The sequence below is a fragment of the Nonomuraea sp. NPDC049028 genome (assembly GCF_043197735.1).
Lineage (GTDB): Bacteria > Actinomycetota > Actinomycetes > Streptosporangiales > Streptosporangiaceae > Nonomuraea.
On record NZ_JBICTR010000002.1, the window covers coordinates 170,885 to 189,673 of the forward strand.

Annotated in this window: 17 protein-coding genes; 3 read left to right on the forward strand and 14 right to left on the reverse strand. The window is 69.8% G+C overall.

Going from position 1 to position 18,789, the window contains the following annotated elements:
* Positions 1 to 122 precede the first annotated feature (122 nt).
* The 7 genes from ACGFJ2_RS07125 to ACGFJ2_RS07155 are packed head-to-tail and all read right to left on the reverse strand — an operon-like array spanning position 123 to position 7,837.
* On the reverse strand, positions 123 to 1,298 hold the full coding sequence (locus ACGFJ2_RS07125) for an ABC transporter permease (RefSeq protein WP_393465627.1): 1,176 nt from the start codon (positions 1,296 to 1,298) through the stop codon (positions 123 to 125).
* Positions 1,291 to 2,826, reverse strand: coding sequence for a sugar ABC transporter ATP-binding protein (locus ACGFJ2_RS07130; protein ID WP_393465630.1), 1,536 nt, complete (start codon positions 2,824 to 2,826; stop codon positions 1,291 to 1,293). The genes ACGFJ2_RS07125 and ACGFJ2_RS07130 overlap by 8 nt, the downstream gene beginning before the upstream one ends.
* Positions 2,823 to 3,473, reverse strand: coding sequence for a DUF2291 domain-containing protein (locus tag ACGFJ2_RS07135; RefSeq protein WP_357941632.1), 651 nt, complete (start codon positions 3,471 to 3,473; stop codon positions 2,823 to 2,825). Before ACGFJ2_RS07135 ends, ACGFJ2_RS07130 begins: the two co-directional genes overlap by 4 nt.
* Positions 3,470 to 4,951: a glycerol kinase gene (locus ACGFJ2_RS07140; RefSeq protein ID WP_393465634.1), complete on the reverse strand. Its 1,482-nt coding sequence runs from the start codon at positions 4,949 to 4,951 to the stop codon at positions 3,470 to 3,472. Before ACGFJ2_RS07140 ends, ACGFJ2_RS07135 begins: the two co-directional genes overlap by 4 nt.
* A complete protein-coding gene (locus ACGFJ2_RS07145; RefSeq protein ID WP_357941636.1) occupies positions 4,951 to 5,904 on the reverse strand; it encodes a transketolase C-terminal domain-containing protein in 954 nt (317 codons plus the stop codon). The genes ACGFJ2_RS07140 and ACGFJ2_RS07145 overlap by 1 nt, the downstream gene beginning before the upstream one ends.
* A complete protein-coding gene (locus ACGFJ2_RS07150; RefSeq protein ID WP_393465637.1) occupies positions 5,901 to 6,809 on the reverse strand; it encodes a transketolase in 909 nt (302 codons plus the stop codon). Before ACGFJ2_RS07150 ends, ACGFJ2_RS07145 begins: the two co-directional genes overlap by 4 nt.
* Positions 6,806 to 7,837: a sugar phosphate isomerase/epimerase family protein gene (locus ACGFJ2_RS07155; protein WP_393465640.1), complete on the reverse strand. Its 1,032-nt coding sequence runs from the start codon at positions 7,835 to 7,837 to the stop codon at positions 6,806 to 6,808. Before ACGFJ2_RS07155 ends, ACGFJ2_RS07150 begins: the two co-directional genes overlap by 4 nt.
* 227 nt (positions 7,838 to 8,064) lie before the next feature.
* Between ACGFJ2_RS07155 and ACGFJ2_RS07160 the strand changes: the two genes are divergently transcribed.
* Complete coding sequence (locus tag ACGFJ2_RS07160) at positions 8,065 to 9,555, forward strand: nucleoside hydrolase-like domain-containing protein (RefSeq protein ID WP_393465643.1); 1,491 nt, start codon at positions 8,065 to 8,067, stop codon at positions 9,553 to 9,555.
* Positions 9,556 to 9,605: 50 nt separating this feature from the next.
* Here the strand turns inward: ACGFJ2_RS07160 and ACGFJ2_RS07165 are convergent, their stop codons facing one another.
* The 7 genes from ACGFJ2_RS07165 to ACGFJ2_RS07195 form a co-directional block, all read right to left on the reverse strand.
* Positions 9,606 to 10,598, reverse strand: coding sequence for an aldo/keto reductase (locus tag ACGFJ2_RS07165; protein WP_393465646.1), 993 nt, complete (start codon positions 10,596 to 10,598; stop codon positions 9,606 to 9,608).
* Between the two features lie 127 nt (positions 10,599 to 10,725).
* Positions 10,726 to 12,186, reverse strand: coding sequence for a cation:proton antiporter (locus ACGFJ2_RS07170; RefSeq protein WP_393465648.1), 1,461 nt, complete (start codon positions 12,184 to 12,186; stop codon positions 10,726 to 10,728).
* Between the two features lie 30 nt (positions 12,187 to 12,216).
* On the reverse strand, positions 12,217 to 13,455 hold the full coding sequence (locus ACGFJ2_RS07175) for a CynX/NimT family MFS transporter (protein WP_393465651.1): 1,239 nt from the start codon (positions 13,453 to 13,455) through the stop codon (positions 12,217 to 12,219).
* Positions 13,456 to 13,469: 14 nt separating this feature from the next.
* Positions 13,470 to 13,895 carry a hypothetical protein gene (locus tag ACGFJ2_RS07180; RefSeq protein ID WP_393465654.1) on the reverse strand — a complete coding sequence of 142 codons (426 nt, stop codon included), beginning with the start codon at positions 13,893 to 13,895 and terminating at the stop codon, positions 13,470 to 13,472.
* Positions 13,889 to 14,779 (reverse strand): ATP phosphoribosyltransferase, encoded by an 891-nt coding sequence (gene hisG / locus ACGFJ2_RS07185; protein WP_358177015.1) that lies wholly within the window; start codon positions 14,777 to 14,779, stop codon positions 13,889 to 13,891. Before hisG ends, ACGFJ2_RS07180 begins: the two co-directional genes overlap by 7 nt.
* Positions 14,780 to 14,795: 16 nt before the next feature.
* Entirely contained in the window at positions 14,796 to 15,500 is a 705-nt protein-coding gene (locus ACGFJ2_RS07190; protein WP_357941654.1) for an SDR family NAD(P)-dependent oxidoreductase, read from the reverse strand.
* A complete protein-coding gene (locus tag ACGFJ2_RS07195; RefSeq protein ID WP_357941657.1) occupies positions 15,487 to 16,188 on the reverse strand; it encodes a phosphoribosylaminoimidazolesuccinocarboxamide synthase in 702 nt (233 codons plus the stop codon). Before ACGFJ2_RS07195 ends, ACGFJ2_RS07190 begins: the two co-directional genes overlap by 14 nt.
* 302 nt (positions 16,189 to 16,490) lie before the next feature.
* Here ACGFJ2_RS07195 and ACGFJ2_RS07200 point away from each other — a divergent pair, with 302 nt between their 5' ends.
* Together ACGFJ2_RS07200 and ACGFJ2_RS07205 are read left to right on the forward strand one after the other, a co-directional pair.
* On the forward strand, positions 16,491 to 17,741 hold the full coding sequence (locus ACGFJ2_RS07200; RefSeq protein ID WP_393466996.1) for an aminotransferase class III-fold pyridoxal phosphate-dependent enzyme: 1,251 nt from the start codon (positions 16,491 to 16,493) through the stop codon (positions 17,739 to 17,741).
* On the forward strand, positions 17,734 to 18,783 hold the full coding sequence (locus ACGFJ2_RS07205) for a Gfo/Idh/MocA family oxidoreductase (protein ID WP_357941659.1): 1,050 nt from the start codon (positions 17,734 to 17,736) through the stop codon (positions 18,781 to 18,783). The genes ACGFJ2_RS07200 and ACGFJ2_RS07205 overlap by 8 nt, the downstream gene beginning before the upstream one ends.
* The last annotated feature ends 6 nt before the right edge of the window (positions 18,784 to 18,789 follow it).

The following is an 18,789-nucleotide window of genomic DNA, read 5'->3' on the forward strand; positions in this document are numbered from 1 at the left end:
ACCTCCTGGAAGACGCGCCGGCGTGGACGCGGGATGGGGGATGGGACCGGTTCTGAAACCGTTCCGGTCTGGCATCTGGCAATGGGGTGGGGTGAGGGTCGGCGCTTGGAAAAAGATGAGGGTCAGCGGGCGGGGGTGCCGGGTCTGACCGGGGCGTTGTCGGTTGCAGCCGGTTCGTCGTCGGTGGTCGCCGGTTCGTCGGCGACCGCCACCGCGACCGCCGATGCGGCGGCGCCGCGGCGCTGGAAGCGCTGCTGGGTCTGGTCGAGGATGACCGCGACGATGATCACGGTGCCCTTGATGAAGATCTGCCAGAACGTCGAGACGCCGACGATGACCAGGCCGTCGGCGAGGAAGCCGATGACCAGGGCGCCGACGAGAGTGCCGCGTACGTTCCCGCGCCCGCCGGACAGGGCGGCGCCGCCGATGACGACGGCCGCGATGGCGTTGAGCTCGAAGCTGTCGCCGGCCTGCGGCGCGGCCGAGGTGAGCTCGGAGGCGATGATGAGGCCAGACATCGCGGCGCAGGCGCCGGAGATCATGTAGACGATCACCTTGACGCGCTGGACGGGGACGCCGGTGAGTTCGGTGGCCCGCTCGTTGCCGCCCGTGGCGTAGAGCCAGCGGCCGAAGGGCGTCGAGCGCAGGAGTACGGCGACGACGGCGGCGAGGATGATCATGATCCAGATCGCCACCGGAAGGCCGAGCGGCCGGCCGCCGCCGATCCAGTCGAAGCCGGTGTTGTGGGTGCTGGGGTCGCCGCCGAGCTTGGGATAGGTGGTGCCGCCGGAGATCAGGAGCGCGGCGCCGCGCGCGACGTACAGCATGCCCAGCGTCGCGATGAAGGGCGCGACGTTCAGTCTGGTGATGAGCAGGCCGTTGATGCTGCCCATCACGGTGCCGGCCGCGATGCACAGGATGACCACCGCCCACACCGGCGGGTAGGCGATGACGCCGAACAGGCTCAGATGTACGCCTTGGAGCAGTTCGCCGGCGATCACGCCCGACAACCCGACGATGGAGCCGACCGACAGGTCGATGCCGCCCTTGAGGATCACCAGCAGCATGCCGAGCGCCAGGACGGCGTTAATGGCCACATGCTTGATCATCGTGATCAGGTTGTCGATGGTGAGGAAGGAATCGGACAGCAGGGCGAAGACGATGATCAGGACACCGAGCGCGATGAACGCACGTAGCTCGAAGATCGAATTGAGCGTCTTCAGGCGGCGCGCCTCCGCCGCCGCCCGGCGGCGTTGCCGCAGCACGGCTGCGTGGTCGTTGGTCAGGGTGTCAGCCATGGCTAACCTCTTCGGTGGTGTCGGCGCTGTCGGCCAGGCTCATCAGCTGGTCGCGGGTGATCTCGCCGGCTCGGAGGTCGGCGATCAGCCTGCCGCGGACCAGGACGAGCAGGCGATCGGGTATGTGCAGCGCCTCTTCGGTCTCAGATGTGGTGAACAGCACCGCCAGGCCGCGTTCGGCCTGCCGCGCCATCAGTTCGAAGACGTCGGCCTTGGCGGCGACGTCCACGCCGCGGGACGGTTCGTCGAGCAGCAGTACGCGGGGGCCGGTCATCAGGGCCTTGCCGATGACGACCTTCTGCTGGTTGCCGCCGCTCAGCGAGCCGATCGGGGCGTCGGGGCCGCTGGTCTTGACGGTGACATCGGTGATCATCTTCTGGACGGCGGCGCGTTCCTTCGTGCGATTCACGAAGAGGCGGCGCACGAAACCGGTCAGCGCGGCCAGGGACAGGTTCTGGCCCACGCTCATCGTCTGGACCAGCCCGTCACGCTGGCGGTCCTCGGGGACCAGGGCCAGCCCGGCCTGGATGCGGCTGCGTACGTTGCCGACGACCGGCTCCCCGTACAGGCGGATCTCTCCCGATTCGGCGTGCAGGCGGCCGGCCAGGCACTCCAGGAGTTCGGTACGGCCGCTGCCCATGAGCCCGTAGATGCCGACGGTCTCGCCGGCGCGGACGGTGAGCGAGACGCCGTCGACGGCCAGGCGGTCGGGGTTGGCGGGGTCGGCGACCGACAGTTCGACCATCTCGAGCGCCACCGGCCCGAGTTTGGGCTCGCGGGTCGGGAAGAGGTCGTCCTGGTCGCGGCCGACCATCTTGCGTACGACCCAGGCGAGGTCGACGTCGTCGGCGGCGGCCGTGGCGACCATGGAGCCGTCGCGGAGCACGGCCACGTCGTCGGCGATGTCGAGCGCCTCTTCCAGGTGGTGGGAGATGTAGACGATCGCCACGCCTTCGGCCGTGAGCTCGCGGATGACCTGGAAGAGGACCTCCACCTCCGGGGCGCTCAGCGCCGACGTCGGCTCGTCCATGATCAGGATCCGGGCGTCCTGCAGCAGCGCGCGGGCGATCTCGACGAGTTGCTGCTGGCCCAGCCGCAGGTCGCCGACCATCAGGTCGGGGTTCAGCGCCCCGTCCAGACGGCGGAGCACGCCGGCCGCCAGCGAGCGCATGGTCGCGCGGTCGACGAGGACGCCGCCGCGGGTCCGCTCCCGCCCGAGGAACAGGTTGTCCTGGATGCTGAGGTTCGAGCACAGGCTGAGTTCCTGATGGATGATCGAGATGCCGCGATCGGCCGCGTCGCGGGCGCTGCCGAACTCGACGACCTTCCCGTCGAGCTCCACCTGGCCGGTGGTGGGCGACTCGACCGCGCTGAGGATCTTCATCAGCGTCGACTTGCCGGCGCCGTTCTCGCCGAACAGCACCACCACGCGCCCCGGGACGATGTCGAGCGAGACGCCCTTGAGCGCCTGCGTCCCGCCGTACACCTTGGTGACGTCGACCGCCCGCAGCACCGGGGTCGCCGTCACGACGCCGCCTCGACGGAGATCGGCGTGACGGTCAGCACGTCGGCCGTCAGTGGCGTCATCGCGCCGACCACGGTGACCTTCTTGCCGTCGAGCGACGGGACATCGAGCGACGACAGCACCTTCGCCTTGACCTCGTTGTTCAGGGCGGTGCCCGCGTCGGCGTAGTCGACCTGGTTGACGAACTGGCCGAACGCGATGAAACCGACCGCGTCGCGCAGCGCCGTGCCGTTGATGGCCGGGCCGATCTGCACCTGGACCCTGGACTTGCCGATGCCGGGCACCTCGACCGGCAGCAGGCCGCTCTTCGCCGAACCGGCGGTGCCGGTCAGCGTGACGGCGTAGCTGTACGGCCCGGTGCCGGCGCGGTGGCCGTACTTCTGGCCGGCCGCGTCCGTGTCGTCGGCGATCGCCTTGCTCAGCGTGACGATGTCGACGGCCTTGCTCTTGATCGCCGGTACGACCTTCGGCCCGTAGGTCGCGGCGCCGTAGCGGGCCGGGTCGAACTTCGCCTGCTCGCCGGCGCGCGGCGCGGTGTCCGAGCGGTACGTCGTACTGGCGATGATCGCGATGATCACGAGCACGAGCGCGATCAGGCTGCCGCGGCCCAGCGTGAGCCAGCCGGGCCGGGTGGATTGCACTGCTGTCATGACGTACTCCCGTTCGCGCGTGCGCCGAGGTCGCGGGCGACCGTGAGGCGCTGGTGCCATCTCGCCGCGGCTGCCCTGCGGTGCTCCGCGCTCCAGTCAGGGGTGAAGATCTCCACGTCGCCGTCGGCCCGGCGTTCGAGGTCGCCGGTGGTCCACAGCCCCAGTCCGAGACCGGCCAGGTCGGCCGCGCCGCCCGCCGACAGCTCGTGATGACGGGTGCGGGCCACCTCGACATCGCTGAGGCCGGCCTGCAGCCGCATGAGCGCGGTGCTGCGGGTCAGGCCGCCGTCGGCGACGATCCGGCGCAGGCCCGGCATGGCGGTCAGGACGTCGTCGACCTGGTGCGCCACCGACTCCAGGGCCGCCCGCGCGAGCTGCTCCCGTCCGGTGCCGAGGTCGAACCCGGCCAGCACCGGCACCGCCCGGGGGTCCCACCACGGCGCTCCCAGGCCGCCGAATGCCGGTACGAGGGTGACGTCGCCCGCGTCGGAGCCGGCCGCCAGGTCGACGACCTGGTCCGCGGAGATGCCGAGCAAGTCCGCCAGCCAGGTCAGGGTCCGGCCGGTGGAGCGGATGTTCGCCTCCCTGGCGAACGTCGGCCCCTGCCCCGTGGACCAGGCGATCGTGTCGCAGACCGGGCTGCCCGGCCCACCCAGCCCAGGCGACTCCGCGACCGTCATCACCGACGATCCCGTGCCGTAGGTCACCTTGACCACGCCCGGCCGCCAGCCCGCGTGCGCGAACAGCGCGGCGTGCGAATCGCCCAGCACCGCGAGCACGGGCACCCCGGCAGGCAGCGGGTCCAGGTCGCGGACCGTGCCGAAGGGGCCGGTGGAGGCGACGACGCGGCCCAGCGCCGCGCGGGGGACGCCGAAGATCTCCAGCAGTTCGTCGTCCCAGTCACCGGTCGCGAGGTTCAGCAGCTGAGTGCGGGAGGCGTTGCCCACCTCGGTGACGAATTCGCCGGTGAGCGCGTCGAGCAGCCACGCGTCCACGGTGCCCAGGCGCAACTCGCCGCGCCCGCTGCGCTCGCGCGCCGGGTCGTGCCGGTCGAGCAGGGCGCCCATCTTCAGCGCCGAGAACATCGGGTCCAGCGGGAGCCCGGTACGACTCCGGACCAGGTCGCCGTACCCTTCGTCCAAGAGCTGGGCCGCTCGGTCCGCGCCGCGCTGGTCCTGCCAGCCGACCAGTGGCGCGACCGGCCGTCCGGTCGCCGCGTCCCACAGGACCACCGACTCGCGCTGGGTGCTCAGCCCGATCCCGCGTACGGCCCGTGGATCGGCCTGCCGCAGGCAGGCGGCGACGGCGTCGCGGACGCTGCCGAGCAGTTCCTCGGCGTCCTGCTCCGCCAGCCCCGGAGCCGGGTGGCTCTGGGACAACGGCGCACTGGCGCGGGCCACGACCTGGCCGGCGGCGTCGACCAGCAGGGCCTTGGTGGAGCCGGTGCCCTGATCGATGGCGAGGACGAGCGGTTCCATCAGTCCCGTCCCAAAGCCTCACGGGCGGCCTTGACGATGCCCTCGGCGTTCAGGCCGAAGTGGTCGAGCAGGAAGGACGTGCTTCCCGTCGGTGCGAACGTCGGGACGCCCAGCATGCGTACGGGCACGGGATGGCGCTCCGCGACGACCTTGGCGACGGCGGCGCCCAGACCGCCGGACAGCAGGCCCTCCTCCGCGGTGATGATCGCGCCGGTCTGCTCCGCGGCGGCGACGACCTCGGCCACGTCCAGCGGCTCGACGAAGGTCATGTTCACAACCCGCGCGGTGAGGCCCTCCGCGCGCAGGAGCGCGGCCGCGTCGAGGGCCCGCGAGACCATCGTGCCGATCGCGATCACGGTCACGTCGTCGCCTTCGGCCAGGCGCGTCGCCCGGCCGGCCTCGAAGGGCGTGCCCGCCGGTGTCACCGCGGGGACCTTGAAGCGGGGGATCCGGATATAGGAGGGGAGACCGGACGCCGCGGCCCAGCGGACGGCGTCGCGAGTCTGCGACGGGTCGGCCGGGACGACGATGCGCAGCCCGGGGACGGCGCGCATCCAGGACAGGTCCTCGATGGAGTGGTGGGTGGGCCCCAGCTCGCCGTACGCCATGCCCGGACTCTGCCCGCACAGCACCACGTGCCGGTCGCTGTAGGCCACGTCCGCCTTGATCTGCTCCAGGGCGCGCCCGGTGAGGAACGGCGCCGCGGCGGAGACGAAGGGGATGAAACCGGCGTTGGCCAGGCCGGCTGACACGCCGACGAGGTCCTGTTCGGCGATGCCGACGTTGATCAGGCGGTCGGGGAACTCCTCGCGGAACTTGACCAGGTTGCTGGATCCGACCGAGTCATTGCAGACCGCCACGATCCGCTCGTCGGCGCGGGCCAGGGCGGCCAGCTCCTCGCCGAAGTCGACGCGGCAGTCGAACGTGGGGGCCTGCTCGGCGAGGGCGGTCATCGGCTCAGCTCCTCGAGCGCGAGCTGGACCTGCTCGTCGGTGGGCACCTTGTGGTGCCACTCGACCCGGTCTTCCATGAATGAGACACCCTTGCCCTTGACGGTGTTGGCGATGACGGCGACGGGCTTGCCCGTCGACGACGGCGCGTACGCCTGCTTGATCGCGGCGTGGTCGTGGCCGTCGATGACGCGCACCTCCCAGCCGAAGCTCGCCCACTTCTGGTCGAGCGGCTCCAGCGACTTGGTGTCCTCGGTACGCGCGCCCTGCTGCAGCCGGTTGCGGTCGACCACGGCGGTGAGGTTGTCCAGCCCGTAGTGGGCGGCCGTCATGGCCGCCTCCCAGTTGCTGCCCTCCTGCATCTCGCCGTCGCCGAGGACGACGATGGTGCGCCAGGTCTCGCCGCGCAGCTTGGCGCCGAGGGCGCAGCCGGTGGCGACCGGGAAGCCGTGCCCGAGCGGGCCCGTGTTGGTCTCCACGCCGGGCACCTTGACCCGGTTGGGGTGGCCGTTCAGCGGCGACAGCGGCGCCATGTACTCGGCGAGCCGATCCTGGGGGAAGAAGCCGCAGGAGGCCAGCGTCGAGTACAGCGCGGCGGCGCAGTGGCCCTTGCTCAGCACGAACCGGTCACGCAGGGGGTTGGCCGGGTCGTGCGGGTCGAGCCGCAGCGTCCCCCACATGGCGGTCACCAGCAGGTCCGTCACCGACAGGTCGCCACCGACGTGCCCCATCCGGGCCGCCTGGATGGTCGTGAGGATGTCGCGCCGGATGCGGGTGGCGATTCCGGCCAGCTCGGGGGCCGCCTCGGCGGGCGAGGCCGCGCGCAGGAGCGCGCTCCGCTCGACGTAGGCGTTGGCGACGGGCGCGTCCAGTTCGAGGGGCCTGGACGCGATCTTCACGGCGGTCATGCGGACTCGCTCTCGGCGAGTGCCCGGTAGAGCGCCCGCTTCGCGATGCGCTGGGCGCCGAGGGCGTCCTGCGCCGACTGGGCGGCGGCGAGCGCGTCGCGGTCGAGGTAGCCCAGCGCGTGGTGGAAGGCGCGCATGGTACGGATGCCCGCCCGCGCCGCCTCGACGGAGTCCTCGCGGAAGGGGAACTGGTCGAGCTGCCAGACGCCCTGCCAGCCGGCGTCGCGCAGGGCGAAGAAGAACTCGAACGTCTCCAGCAGGTGCACCGAGCCGACGACCATGTCGTCGTCCCAGCCGCGGAAGTTGTCGTTGACGTCGATCGCGAAGAGTTTTCCGCGGCTCATCGCCATCTTGGCGGCCTCGGCCGGCGTCTCGCCGCCGTACAGGGAGTGGCCGAAGTCGAGCAGGATGCCGACGTTGTCCACGCCCATGTCCTCGATCGCGAGCAGGGTGCGCGCGACGGAGGAGAAGACCATCCGGTTGCGCGGCTCGCGCGGCTTGTACTCGATCGCGAACTTCAAGTCGGGGAAGGCCTGCGCGAGCTCGCGGACCGCGCCGACCGACTTGTCCCACAGGTCGGTGTAGTCGGCCTGGAAGGGATAGTCGTAACCGTCCTGCCCGGGCCACAACTTGACGTAGTCGACACCCAGCTCACGCCCGACTTCGGCCGCGGCCGCCACCAGGTCGATGGCGTCCTGGCGGACGGCGGGGTCGGGGTTGGTGAAACCGCCCTTGGCGAACTTGCCCGTGTAGAACTCGGGCGTCACCGCGATCGCGCGCAGGTTCTGCTCGTCGAGCGCCGCCCGTACCTCGGCGGTGCTGATGCCGCCGGGCGGAAACGGCCAGTTCAGGTCGACCACGGACAGGTCGCCCACCGCCCCGGCAAGCTTGATGCAGTCCAAGACCGTCTTCGGCGCGCCGTAGCCGTCGGTCGCATACCGGTCGACATAGGTGGCGAAGTGCCAGATGCCGGCCCCGTAGACCGGCTCATCGTGGGGCTGAATGTTTATGCGATCACGATCAGACATGCAAGCAAGTTACGGGAGGATGAAAAGAGGTGTCAATGGGGTGCCCTTGGTCATGCGTCGGCAACCTTGACGACATCCAGGAGCAGCATGAATACTGCGCATGCCCTTCGCCACTCAGCGGTGAATAGGTATTCGCAGAAGGAGTTGCCGTGCCCCCCTCCAGACTCCCCGCCCCCCGGAGCAGGCGACGTATCCGGGCATTGACCTGCATGATCGCGGCTCTCGGCATGACTGTCGCCACGCTCCCCGCGGCGGCCGAGGCCGACAGCATCCACCCGGAAGGGAACCTGCCCAGAACGGTCGTCACCACCGACATGGAGCAGGACGACTACGCCTCGCTCATCCGTTATCTGCTCTACACCAACGAGGTCGACACCGAGGGGATCATCTACAGCAGCGGCCGGTTCCACTGGTCAGGAGATGGCAAGGGCACGCCGTTCTTCCTCCCCGGCCGGGAGTACACCACGCCGCAGACCTCATGGCGATGGACCGGGACGCGGACCATCCAGGACCAGGCCCTGCGCGCGTACGCCGAGGTCTACCCCAATCTGCGCAGGCATGACTCCCGCTACCCCGCGCCGGGCGAGCTGCTGTCCAAGGTCAAGATCGGCAACATCGAGTTCGAGAACGAGATGGCCAAGGACACCGAGGGCTCCGACCTCATCCGCGACCTGCTGCTGGACCACGATTCCCGGCCTCTGTACCTCCAGGCGTGGGGCGGCACCAACACGATCGCCCGGGCCCTCAAGTCGATCGAGGACCGCTTCGGCAGCACGAGGCAATGGCCTCGCGTCAAGGCCGCGGTCTCGAAGAAGGCGGTGATCCTGGCCAGCGGCTTCCAGGACGACACCTACGCGCAGTACATCGCTCCCGTCTGGCCGGAGATCCGCGTCGAGAACCTGGCGGCAGGCTACGCGACCTGGGGTTACAACTGCGAGCGCGGGCAGGGCAACGTCCGAGGCCTACCGGCTGACCGCGTCTACTTCAGCGGCGCGTGGATCAAGAAGAACATCCAGATCGGGCCGCTGGGCTCGCTCTACCGGTCATGGCTGGACGGCCAGTCCATGCCGGGCGACCAACTCGACATCTTCGGCGACCCCGAGCGTGCGGCTGGCGGCTGGTGCAAGCCGCTGGCGCCGTACGACTTCCTCTCCGAGGGCGACAACGTGGCCTTCAACCCCTTGCTCAACACCGGCATCCAGGAACCGGAGAACCCGCTGCTCGGCGGCTGGGGCGGCCGCGCGACCCAGACGACCACCACGCCGAACCTGTGGACCATGGTGGGCGCGGAGAAGGACGAAACCGGCGCCGACGTCAAGAACTACACGACGCTGCGGTGGGCCGGAGCCGCGCAGAACGACTTCGCGGCCCGCATGCAGTGGACGCTGACCCCCAAATACCGCGACGGCAACCACCCGCCCACGGTCGGCATCCATGGCAACGACACCGTCCGGGCCCGGCCCGGCTCGGTCGTCACGCTCACCGGCCGCGCCACCGATCCTGACAATGACCCGGTGGCGCTCCGCTGGTCGCAGTACCGGGAAGAAGGCAGCTACCCCGGCACTGTCACCATCACCGACCGCGGTCACGGCCGGGTCGCCGTCACCGTCCCGGCGGACGCGACACCGGGCCAGACCATCTCGATCATCCTCCAGGGCACCGACGACGGCACGTTCCCCCTCACCCGCTATGACCGCCTGTTCATCCGGGTCGTCTGACGACGCGCGGCATCGCCCGGCGAGCCGTTCCGCCCGCCGGGCGATCCGGGTCAGTGGGCGGCGTCGAGTTTCGCTCGCTGTTCCGCCGTCAACTCCAGGTCCGCCGCGGCCAGGCTCTCCTCCAACTGCTCGACCGAGGAAGCGCCGACCAGCGGGATCACCGGGATCTCGCCGCCGATGAGCCAGGCGAGCACCACCTGGTTGACGGTCGCTCCTGTCTCCTGGGCCACTTCCCGCAGCGCCGCGAGACGCCGGGGGGTGCCCGCGTGCTCGAACGCGTCGCCGAGCGGCTTGTCGTCACGTACGTAACCGCCGCTCAGCAAGGGTGAGTAGGCGACCAGCGCGAGTTCGGGCTCGGCTCGCAGGTAGCTGAGCAGATCACCGCCGACCACGCCGAGGTTGCCGTCCTGAGAGCGCAGCGTCGGAAGATCGGTGCGCTGACGGAGGTAGGTGTGGTGATATTGCAGGACCTCATAGCCGGGCAGCCCCGCCGCGGCCGCCAGACCCCGGGCCCGCTCGAGTCGCCACGCCCAGTGGTTGCTCGCCCCAAGCAGACCAACAGTGCCTTCCTCGACCAGACCCGCGAAACCCTCGACCGTCTCCTCCAGCGGCACCTTCCAACCTTCGAGGTAGGCGTGTGCGTACAGGAGATCCAGCTTGTCCACGCCGAGCCGTTCCCGGCTTCGCTCCGAGGATTCCCGGATCACCCGGGCCGACAAGCCCTCAAGGTCATGGCTGAGGGCAGACGCCGGCACGTTCGGCCGCCCGCCAAGCTTGGTGGCGATGACGATCTCGTCCGTGATGCCGCGGCTGCGTCGCCAGCGGCCGAGCAGCGCCTCGCTTTCACCCCCCTGAGTGCCGTTGACCCAATAGGCGTAGTTGTTGGCGGTGTCGAGGAAAGTGCCGCCGGCCTCGACGTAGCGGTCGAGGATGGCGTACGACGTCGCCTCGTCGATGGTGGTGCCGAACAGCATGGCGCCAAGACTCAGCACACTGACCTGACGACGGGTCTTCGGATCACTGCCGATCGTGCGATACCTCATGGGAATCCCTTCCAAATTGAGCGTTGGGCGGGATTGTGCACCCTAGAGGCGACTCGAGGTCAATGCGTCAGGCGCGCTCGAATTCTGCCGGGCGGCCATTCACGATTCGTTGACACCGCATAGACGCTCAGGCAAGGCGCTCCTTTTCGGCTGGTCGTGGCATCGGGGCGGGCGATGTCCGCTCCGGATGGCACAGCCCCAGCAGGCGCAGCGCGGGCACCGTCATCACGGTGGTGATCAGCGCCATGAGCATCAGCACCGTGAACGTGCCCGCTCCGATCACGCCGATGCTGAGCCCCGTGCTGAGCACGACGATCTCGGTGACGCCGCGCGCGTTCATGAGGACGCCGAGGCCGAGCGCGAGCCGTCCCGGCATGCCGCCGGCCCAGGCGGTCACAGCGGCGGTGCCGAGTTTGCCGAGGACCGCGGCCACGAGCAGCACCGCCCCGCCCAACAGCACCGTCGGATCGTCGAAGGCCATGCGTACGTCGGCCTGCAGCCCGATCGAGGCGAAGAACACCGGCAGCAGCAGCGCGCGGTTGAGCGAGGCGAGCCGGTCGGGCACCGTGCCCAGGACGCGGGCGTTACGGGGGATCACGACGCCGGCCAGGAGGGCGCCGAAGATCGCGTGCGCGCCGATGACGTCCGTCGCCGCCGCCAGGGAGAAGATCAGGCCCAGGACGAGCACGAGGCTGGCGGGCGCGGGCAACCTGGTCGCCGCGTACCTGTCGGCCAGGGTCTTGAGCGCGGGGCGGAGCACGAGGAGCGCGACGAGGACCAGGACGGCGGAGAGCAGCATCGTGGTCAGCGCGCCGGCGGGTGAGCGGGCGTGCGCGAGCGCGATCACCGCGGCGAGCGCACACCACGCGAGTACGTCGGCGATGCCGGCGCACAGGATGGCCAGCGAGCCCAGCCGGGTGCCGGTCAGGCCGACTTCCTGCAGGATCCTGGCCAGCACGGGTAACGCGGTGACGCTCAGCGCGGTCCCGATGAACATGACGAACTCCGTCTTGCCCGCCGTCGGGCCGGCGAGCGCGGAAGCGAACGGGATCGCCGCGACCGTGCCCAGGGCGAAGGGGACGGCCACCATTGACAGGGCGGCGACGCCCACGACGGTGCGTTGCCTGCCCAGGGCGGTGTGGTCGAACTCCGTTCCCACGGTGAAGATGAAGATCGCCAGTCCGGCCTGGGCGAGCAGGTTCAAGTGCTGCATGGCGGCGGCGGGCATGATCAGCTCGGTCGCCGCCGGCGCCAGCGCGCCCAGCGCGGACGGCCCCAGCAGCAGCCCGGCCACTATCTGTCCCACCACTGAGGGCTGGCCGATCCGACGGGCCGCGATGCCGCCGAGTGAGGCCAGTCCGCCGATGACCGCCACGGCGAGGAACAACCTCAGGATCGACTGGATGGGCGTCGCCTCCGCTGCCGGCGATGGCACCACCCCGCGCGCCACCGGGTGGACACCCCAGCCGAAGACCATCAGGAGCGACACGGCGGCCACGGCGGTCAGCGTGAGCGCGATCACCAGACCCCAGGCCGGGGCGGGCAGGAGGCGTTGTTCGGTGTCTTCGAGCGGGTTCTGTCCACGCATGCTGACGCCCCCTCCGGCGGTCTGCGATGGCTACATGGGTTGCGCTTTGAAGGGCTCAGCCGACGACCGGGCCGCTCGCCCGCCGACCAGCAGCAGCGCGCCGACGGCGGCGATCATCCCGACGGCGATGACCGGTACGAGGGCCTGGAAGCCCGGCCCGGCGACCACCAGGCCGAACATCGGCGGGCCGAGCAACGATCCGAGGCTGCCCGCCTGAGCGACGACGCCGTTGCCGACATCGGCGTGGTCGAGACGGTCCAGCACCATCGGGAGCGCGGCGAAGACGAGGGCGCCCAGGAAGCCGTTCTCCATCGAGATGATCGCCGCGCCGACCTGCGCCGCCGTCAGCGAGGCCGCGCCACCGTACATGAGCCAGGCCGCCGGGACGGTGAGGAGGCCGACCAGCGCGAGCACGCGGACCGGCGTGCCACGGCGGAGCAGCACTCCCACGGCCAATCCGCCGAGCGCGCTGAGCAGGGAGATCACCGAGGTCACCGCGCCGGCGGCGGTGGCCGTGCGGCCGTACTCCTCGATGAGGAGCGTGGGCAGCAGGACGATCACCGGAATGGTCACCAGCGCGCCCAGGCAGAAGGCGAGGGCGAGTGCCGCCGGCCACTTCAGGGCCCCGATCTTGGGAACGGGTCCGGCCGCCGCCTGCCGGCCGGACCCGCGCGGCAGCCGTACCCAGACCACCAGGGCCATCGCCAGCGTCAGTGCGGCGATCAGCCCGATCCAGCCCCGCCAGCCCAGAGCGGAGCCCAGCGCGCCGCCCCCAAGGGTGCTCAGTCCGATGCCCACGGCGACGAACGTGGCCCAGATCGACAGGGCGGTGCCGCGGTCCCGTTCGCCGGCCAGGCGGAGGATCAGCGCCGGGCAGGCGATGGTGACCAGGACGTATCCGGTGCCTTCGACGCCTCTGGCGGCCAGCAACCAGCCGAAGTCGCCCGCCCACACGCTCGCCGCGCTCGCCGCCGCGATCAGGACCAGCCCGGCGATCAGCGACCGCTCCGTGCCGAAGCGGCGGACCAGGTATCCGGCGGGCAGGCCGACGACGGCGCCCACGCCGACGACCGCCGAGATCACCCAGCCCAGTTCCGACAGCGACAGCCCGAGCTCACCGGCCACCGCCGGCCCGACGGAGGCGAACTTGCCGAGGCTCATCGCCGCGGCGACCCCGCCGAGGTAGACGAGGGCGATCAGCACCCACTGGGAGCGCTGCGGCGATTGCTCGCCCGGCTCCGAGATGCCTGGCGTTGGCTGGCGATCCATGAATCTCCTTCGATCTAATCTGGTTCATCCGCCGCTGCGGTCAGGCGCGCCTGGATGCCCACCAGCCCGGCTCCGGCGAAGGAGAAGCGCACGTCGGCGGGCCGGCGATGGCGGGACACACGGTGACCGTCCTGGACATGGATCCACAACCAGGCCGCGTCCAGGTCCAAGGCGACGGGGCCGCTGTCGGTGGTCGGGCGGGGAGGGACGGCGTACCGGCTCAGTGGCGCCAGCAGTTCGGCGGGCAGCCCGATGAGGTCGACGTCGAGCACGCGGGAACGGCCGTCCATGTCAACGGCGAGCAGGACGCCGCGGGTGACCGCCACGACGGAATCGGCGGAGACGGGGGTGGCCAGACGCAGTTCGAGCAGGCCGGAGGACGCGCGCCAGCCGGCTCCGTCCGCGGGGACGAGCCGGTCGTTCGTGGTACGGATCAGCATCGCGACACGTTCGAGGCGAGGAGGCCGATTCCCGATTCGGTGACGTCGACCGCTCCGGCCGACAGCAGGACGTCGATCGTCTCAGGGACGTCCCCGCGCAGCAGCACTCCCTGGAGCACGACCACATTCTCGTCCGCCAGGTCCGACCCGGCGCGCCACGATCGGCCGGGCATCGCGGTGACCACCTGGGGCAGGCTTTCGGCCAGCGTCCGGACCGTCAGCAGCACGTGGGAGGGGCCGACCCAGGCGCCACGCAGCAGCAGCGCGATGTTCTGGATCACGCCGCGTTTGCTCTTCTCGGCGTACGCGGCCGGGTTGGCGATCAGTTGCGCGCCGCAGGTCCGGATGGTCTCGATGATCCGCAGGTTGTTCTGGCGGAGCGAATGGCCCGTCTCCACGACGTCCATCATCACATCGGCCAGCTCCGGGATCTTGGCTTCCGTCGCGCCGTAGGACACGACCACCTCGGCCCGCCGTCCGGCGGCCTGGAAGAAGCGGCGGCCGATGTTCGGGTATTCGGTGGCCACACGGACGCCGTCGGGCAGATCGGTCACGCTGGTGGCGGGGTGGTCGGCCGGGGCCGCGAGCACCAGCCGCCATGGCCGCTCGGTGTTCCTGGAGTAGTCGAAGGACTCCGCCACCTCGACCTTGGCGCCGGTCTCCTCGATCCAGTCGGCGCCGGTCAGTCCGAGGTCGAACGTCCCGCTCTCGACCGCCAAGGGGATCTCGCGCGGCTTGTAGAACGCGACGTGCGTCACGCCGGTGTAGTCGATCACGCCACGGTACGACCGTTCGGAGGGCCGCCGGATGGGCAGCCCCGCGGCCGCGAACAGTTGCAGGGCCCGCCGCTCCAGCGACCCCTTCGGCAGTACGAGGGAGAGCATGATTCCTCCTCGGAAACTACACATGCAGAAGACGGTCGATGCCGGTGATGGGCGGTTCGGCGAGGTCGGCCGGGCGTACCTCTATTTCTCCCACCACGAGGTCCGTCGGCCAGGAGTCGACGATGGTGCCCACGCAGCGGGCGACGGACCGCGTGCTCATCTTGTGCGCCGAGTCATCGCCGTCCAGGTTGGCGATGGCTCCCGGAGAGACGAGGCAGGCCCGGACCCCGTTGCGGCGTTCCTCCAGCAGCAGCGTCTCGACCAGCGCCTTCAGCCCGGCCTTGGTGGCGCTGTAGGCGGCGCCGCCCTCGAAGTAGCGGGTGCCGGCGTGGCTGCCCATCGCGACGAAGACGCCACGGCCGGCCCGCAACGCGGGCAGGACGGCCTTGACCAGGTGGAAGCTGGCGCTGAGGTTGATCGAGACCAGCCGCTCCCAGTCCGCCTCGGTCAACTCGGCTATCGGGTCGAGAACCCGCTCGACCGCGTTGGACACGCAGACGTCGATCCGGCCCGCCTCGTCGAGCACCTGGCCGACCCCCCGCCTGATCTGCGCGGGGTCGGCCAGATCGCACCGGAGCTCGCCGAGCCAGTCCTCCCTCGCCAAGGACCGGTTCAGGGAGAACAGGCGGTAGCCGCGGTCGCGTAGTTCCCCGGCGATGGCCTTTCCGCTGCCGCGATTGGTGCCGGTGACCAGCGCGACCCGGGCGTCACTTGATGACATCGAGGACGCGACTCCACTGGTTGACGATCTCGTCTCCTTCGACACCGTCCCGGAACAGGTCCTTGTCCAGAGGGGATCCGTCCTCGTGCCGCAGCCGGATGCAGTCCTGGGAGATCTCGGAGATGACGGTCAGCTCGCCGTTGCCCGCCTGCCCGAAGATGAGGCAGAAGTCCCACACGTCCAGCGGGCGCAGCCACGATCGCAGCACGTCGTTGACGGCGAGCGCGCGTTCGCGCATCTCCTCGACCGGCAGCCCGAGGACTCTCAGGTAGTCCTCGCCGATCGGCTGGTCCTCGGGGTCGATCCGGTAGTCGAACTTCACGACCGGGCGGGGCAGCGGCGCGCCGTCCTCGAACAGGCCGGGGTACTTCCGGGTGGTCGATCCGGTGGCCCTGTTCTTCACGATCACTTCGAAGGGGGGCGCGGGGCAGTAGTCGGCGAGGTAGGAGTCCTCGGCGACCCGTTCCCTGAACGCGCACCGCACCCCCGCGGCCTCGATCATGGCCGCGGCCCTTTCGTAGAAAGCGAGCCGCAGCGGGCCGGTGCGCTCGACGATTTCATCACGCTGGTAGGTGAAACTGCGCAGGCTGGGGATTATCTGCACGAGGCACTGCCCGCCGGGCAGTAACCACAGACGCTTACTGCGCCCGATGATATCCGGGCTTCCCCGGGTCGCTTCGTGGTCCACGTCGCCTCCACATCACCGCCGACAATGGCCCACACAACTTGATATGCGGCGACCGTTTTGTCAACCCTGGAAAAAGGTTCACTTGACGGCGCTCTCGAAGCCTTGCTATGTCGCCGCCGAGTCGCCTGGCCCGCGCGTGATCGGCGCCGCGTGATCTCTTTTCTTTTCATCGCGCGGGGAACCCGGAATATCGGTTGACCCTGGAAAAAGGAGTACTTGACGGAGTCCGGCCGGGCGAAGGTATTGTCGCTGGAATTACATTTCGATCTTATTAAGCCTGGCCCGGAAGGAGAGGATCATTGTTGCAATATGAGCGGATCGCTCACTCGAAGATCACCAAAAAGTTCAGGGCAGAAGGACAACAGCTCCTGTTCTCGCGAGGTAAGAGAGGCGAGGTGTCGGACGCGAACGGCGTGCCGTACATCGACTTCGTCATGGGTTATGGGCCAGTGATAATCGGCCACTCGGACGACCTCTTCAACGAAATTCTCGGCGGCTATCTGACCAACGGCATCATGATGCCGGGGTTCACCACCTTCCACCAGGAATATCTGGAACGGCTGCTGGGCGAGCGGCCCGGAGACAGGGGCGCGTTCTTCAAGACCGCCTCGGAGGCCGTCACCGCGGCTTTCCGGCTGGCCGCTATGCGGACCGGTCGGCTCGGTATCGTCCGCAGCGGCTATGTCGGCTGGCACGACTCCCAGATCGCCAACTCCCTGAAGTGGCACGAGCCGCTGCACTCGCCATTGCGCGAAAAGCTCCGGTACACCGACGGGATGCGCGGGATCGGCGAGTCCGAGCCCGTACTGAACTGGGTCGATCTGCGCCTGGAGTCTCTGTCGGAGCTGCTGGAGCGGCACCGGGGCCTGTTGGGCTGCTTCGTCTTCGACGCCTACCTGGCCTCGTTCACCACACCCGACGTGCTGCGGCAGGCCGTCGCGATGTGCCGCGATGCCGGCCTGCTCACCGTCTTCGACGAGACCAAGACCGGTGGCCGGATCTCGGCGCTGGGCTATGACCACGACAACGGCATCGGCTCGGACCTGATCGTGATCGGCAAGGCGCTGGCCAACGGGGCGCCGCTGAGCATCCTGGTGGGCGGCGCCGACCTGCTCGCCCACGCGGAGCGGGCCCGGCTCAGCGGCACGTTCTCCAAGGAGATGATCGCCATTTACGCCGCACTGGCGACCAGGGACATTCTGGAGAAGCCCACCCAGGACGCGCCGGACGGCTGGGCCGAGGTCGGCCGGATCGGCACCGAGGTGGCGGCCGTTCTCTCCGCTGCCGCCAAGGAGGCGGGGGTGGCGGACCTGCTCGGCGCCCGCCCGGTGCTCGGCGGCGGGATGTTCGAGCTGGTCTATCACGACGAAGCGCTCCTTGGCGACAAGGAGCGGCGTGAGGCGCTGCTCGGCGCTCTCACCGGCGCCGGCATCCTCCTGCTCGAAGGGCACCCGTCCTTCGTGAGCCTGGCCCATCGTGACCTCGACTGGAGCGACTTCCATGACCGGGCGCGCCGCGCCTTCCAAGACTGGAACGGAGCCGACCGTGGCTGATCTCCTGCGCCTCGCGCTCGTCGGCTGCGGCCGGCAGATGCAGCAGAACCTCTTCCCCTTCCTGCAGCGGATCCGCGGCTACCAGGTCGTGGCCTGCGTCGACCCTGACCTGTCGCTGGCCGCCGAGGTCCAGGCCTTGGCCCGCGGCGCGGTCTGCGCCGACTCCATCGAAGCGATCGACCTCAAGACCGTGGACGCGGCGATCCTCGCCGTGCCACCGGAGCCTTCCTACCGGCTCACCCGGCAGCTGGCCGAACGCGGCGTCGACTGCTTCGTCGAGAAGCCGGCCGGGCCGTCCACCGACGCGCTCCAGGATCTGGAGCGCGTGGTGTGCCGCAGCGGCCGGCACGTTCAGGTGGGCTTCAACTTCCGCTACGCCGAAACCCTCCAGCGGCTGCACGAGTTGAGCACCGACATCCGGTCCAGTCCGTGCTCGGTGACCATCGACTTCTACAGCCGCCACCCGTCCGCTCCGCAGTGGGGGGTGGACACGACCCTGGAGGCGTGGATCCGGCACAACGGGGTGCACGCCCTCGACCTGGCCCGCTGGTTCGTGCCCTCGCCTGTCGTCCAGGTGGACGCGCACGCCATCCCCGGCGCGCCCGACCGCTTCCAGGTGAACCTCTTCCTGCGTCACGACGACGGCTCACTCTCGACGCTGCGCATGGGCAACCATGTCAAGCGTTTCCTGGTGGGCGTCGAGGTGCAGGGCATGGACGGCAGCCGCTACAGCGCCCCTTCCCTGGAGCGGGTGACGCTCGAACTGTCCGACGGCCTGCCGTACGGCCAGGAACTGCACAGCACGCGCAACCTGGACCACGGCTGGGCGCGCAGCGGGTTCGGACCGGAGCTCCAGGCCTTCGTCGACGCCTGCCGTGCGACGCGGGACGGACACCAGACGAACGGCCACGCCAAGGACGCACCGTCGATCACCGATGCCCTGGCGGCGTCCGTGCTCTGCGACCGGGCGATGGAGGAGCTGAACGCGGCGGGGGAGAACGGCTCGGGCCTGCTGAAGCATCCGGTCCAGGCGTGGGCGTAGGCGGAA

Excerpts from the sequence above, each read along its gene's own strand:
- ACGFJ2_RS07125 (WP_393465627.1), bottom strand. The coding sequence starts at position 1,298 with ATGGCTGACACCCTGACCAACGACCACGCAGCCGTGCTGCGGCAACGC.
- ACGFJ2_RS07135 (WP_357941632.1), bottom strand. The coding sequence starts at position 3,473 with ATGACAGCAGTGCAATCCACCCGGCCCGGCTGGCTCACGCTGGGCCGC.
- ACGFJ2_RS07140 (WP_393465634.1), bottom strand. The coding sequence starts at position 4,951 with ATGGAACCGCTCGTCCTCGCCATCGATCAGGGCACCGGCTCCACCAAG.
- ACGFJ2_RS07145 (WP_357941636.1), bottom strand. The coding sequence starts at position 5,904 with ATGACCGCCCTCGCCGAGCAGGCCCCCACGTTCGACTGCCGCGTCGAC.
- ACGFJ2_RS07150 (WP_393465637.1), bottom strand. The coding sequence starts at position 6,809 with ATGACCGCCGTGAAGATCGCGTCCAGGCCCCTCGAACTGGACGCGCCC.
- ACGFJ2_RS07155 (WP_393465640.1), bottom strand. The coding sequence starts at position 7,837 with ATGTCTGATCGTGATCGCATAAACATTCAGCCCCACGATGAGCCGGTC.
- ACGFJ2_RS07160 (WP_393465643.1), top strand. The coding sequence starts at position 8,065 with ATGACTGTCGCCACGCTCCCCGCGGCGGCCGAGGCCGACAGCATCCAC.
- ACGFJ2_RS07165 (WP_393465646.1), bottom strand. The coding sequence starts at position 10,598 with ATGAGGTATCGCACGATCGGCAGTGATCCGAAGACCCGTCGTCAGGTC.
- ACGFJ2_RS07170 (WP_393465648.1), bottom strand. The coding sequence starts at position 12,186 with ATGCGTGGACAGAACCCGCTCGAAGACACCGAACAACGCCTCCTGCCC.
- ACGFJ2_RS07175 (WP_393465651.1), bottom strand. The coding sequence starts at position 13,455 with ATGGATCGCCAGCCAACGCCAGGCATCTCGGAGCCGGGCGAGCAATCG.
- ACGFJ2_RS07180 (WP_393465654.1), bottom strand. The coding sequence starts at position 13,895 with ATGCTGATCCGTACCACGAACGACCGGCTCGTCCCCGCGGACGGAGCC.
- hisG (WP_358177015.1), bottom strand. The coding sequence starts at position 14,779 with ATGCTCTCCCTCGTACTGCCGAAGGGGTCGCTGGAGCGGCGGGCCCTG.
- ACGFJ2_RS07190 (WP_357941654.1), bottom strand. The coding sequence starts at position 15,500 with ATGTCATCAAGTGACGCCCGGGTCGCGCTGGTCACCGGCACCAATCGC.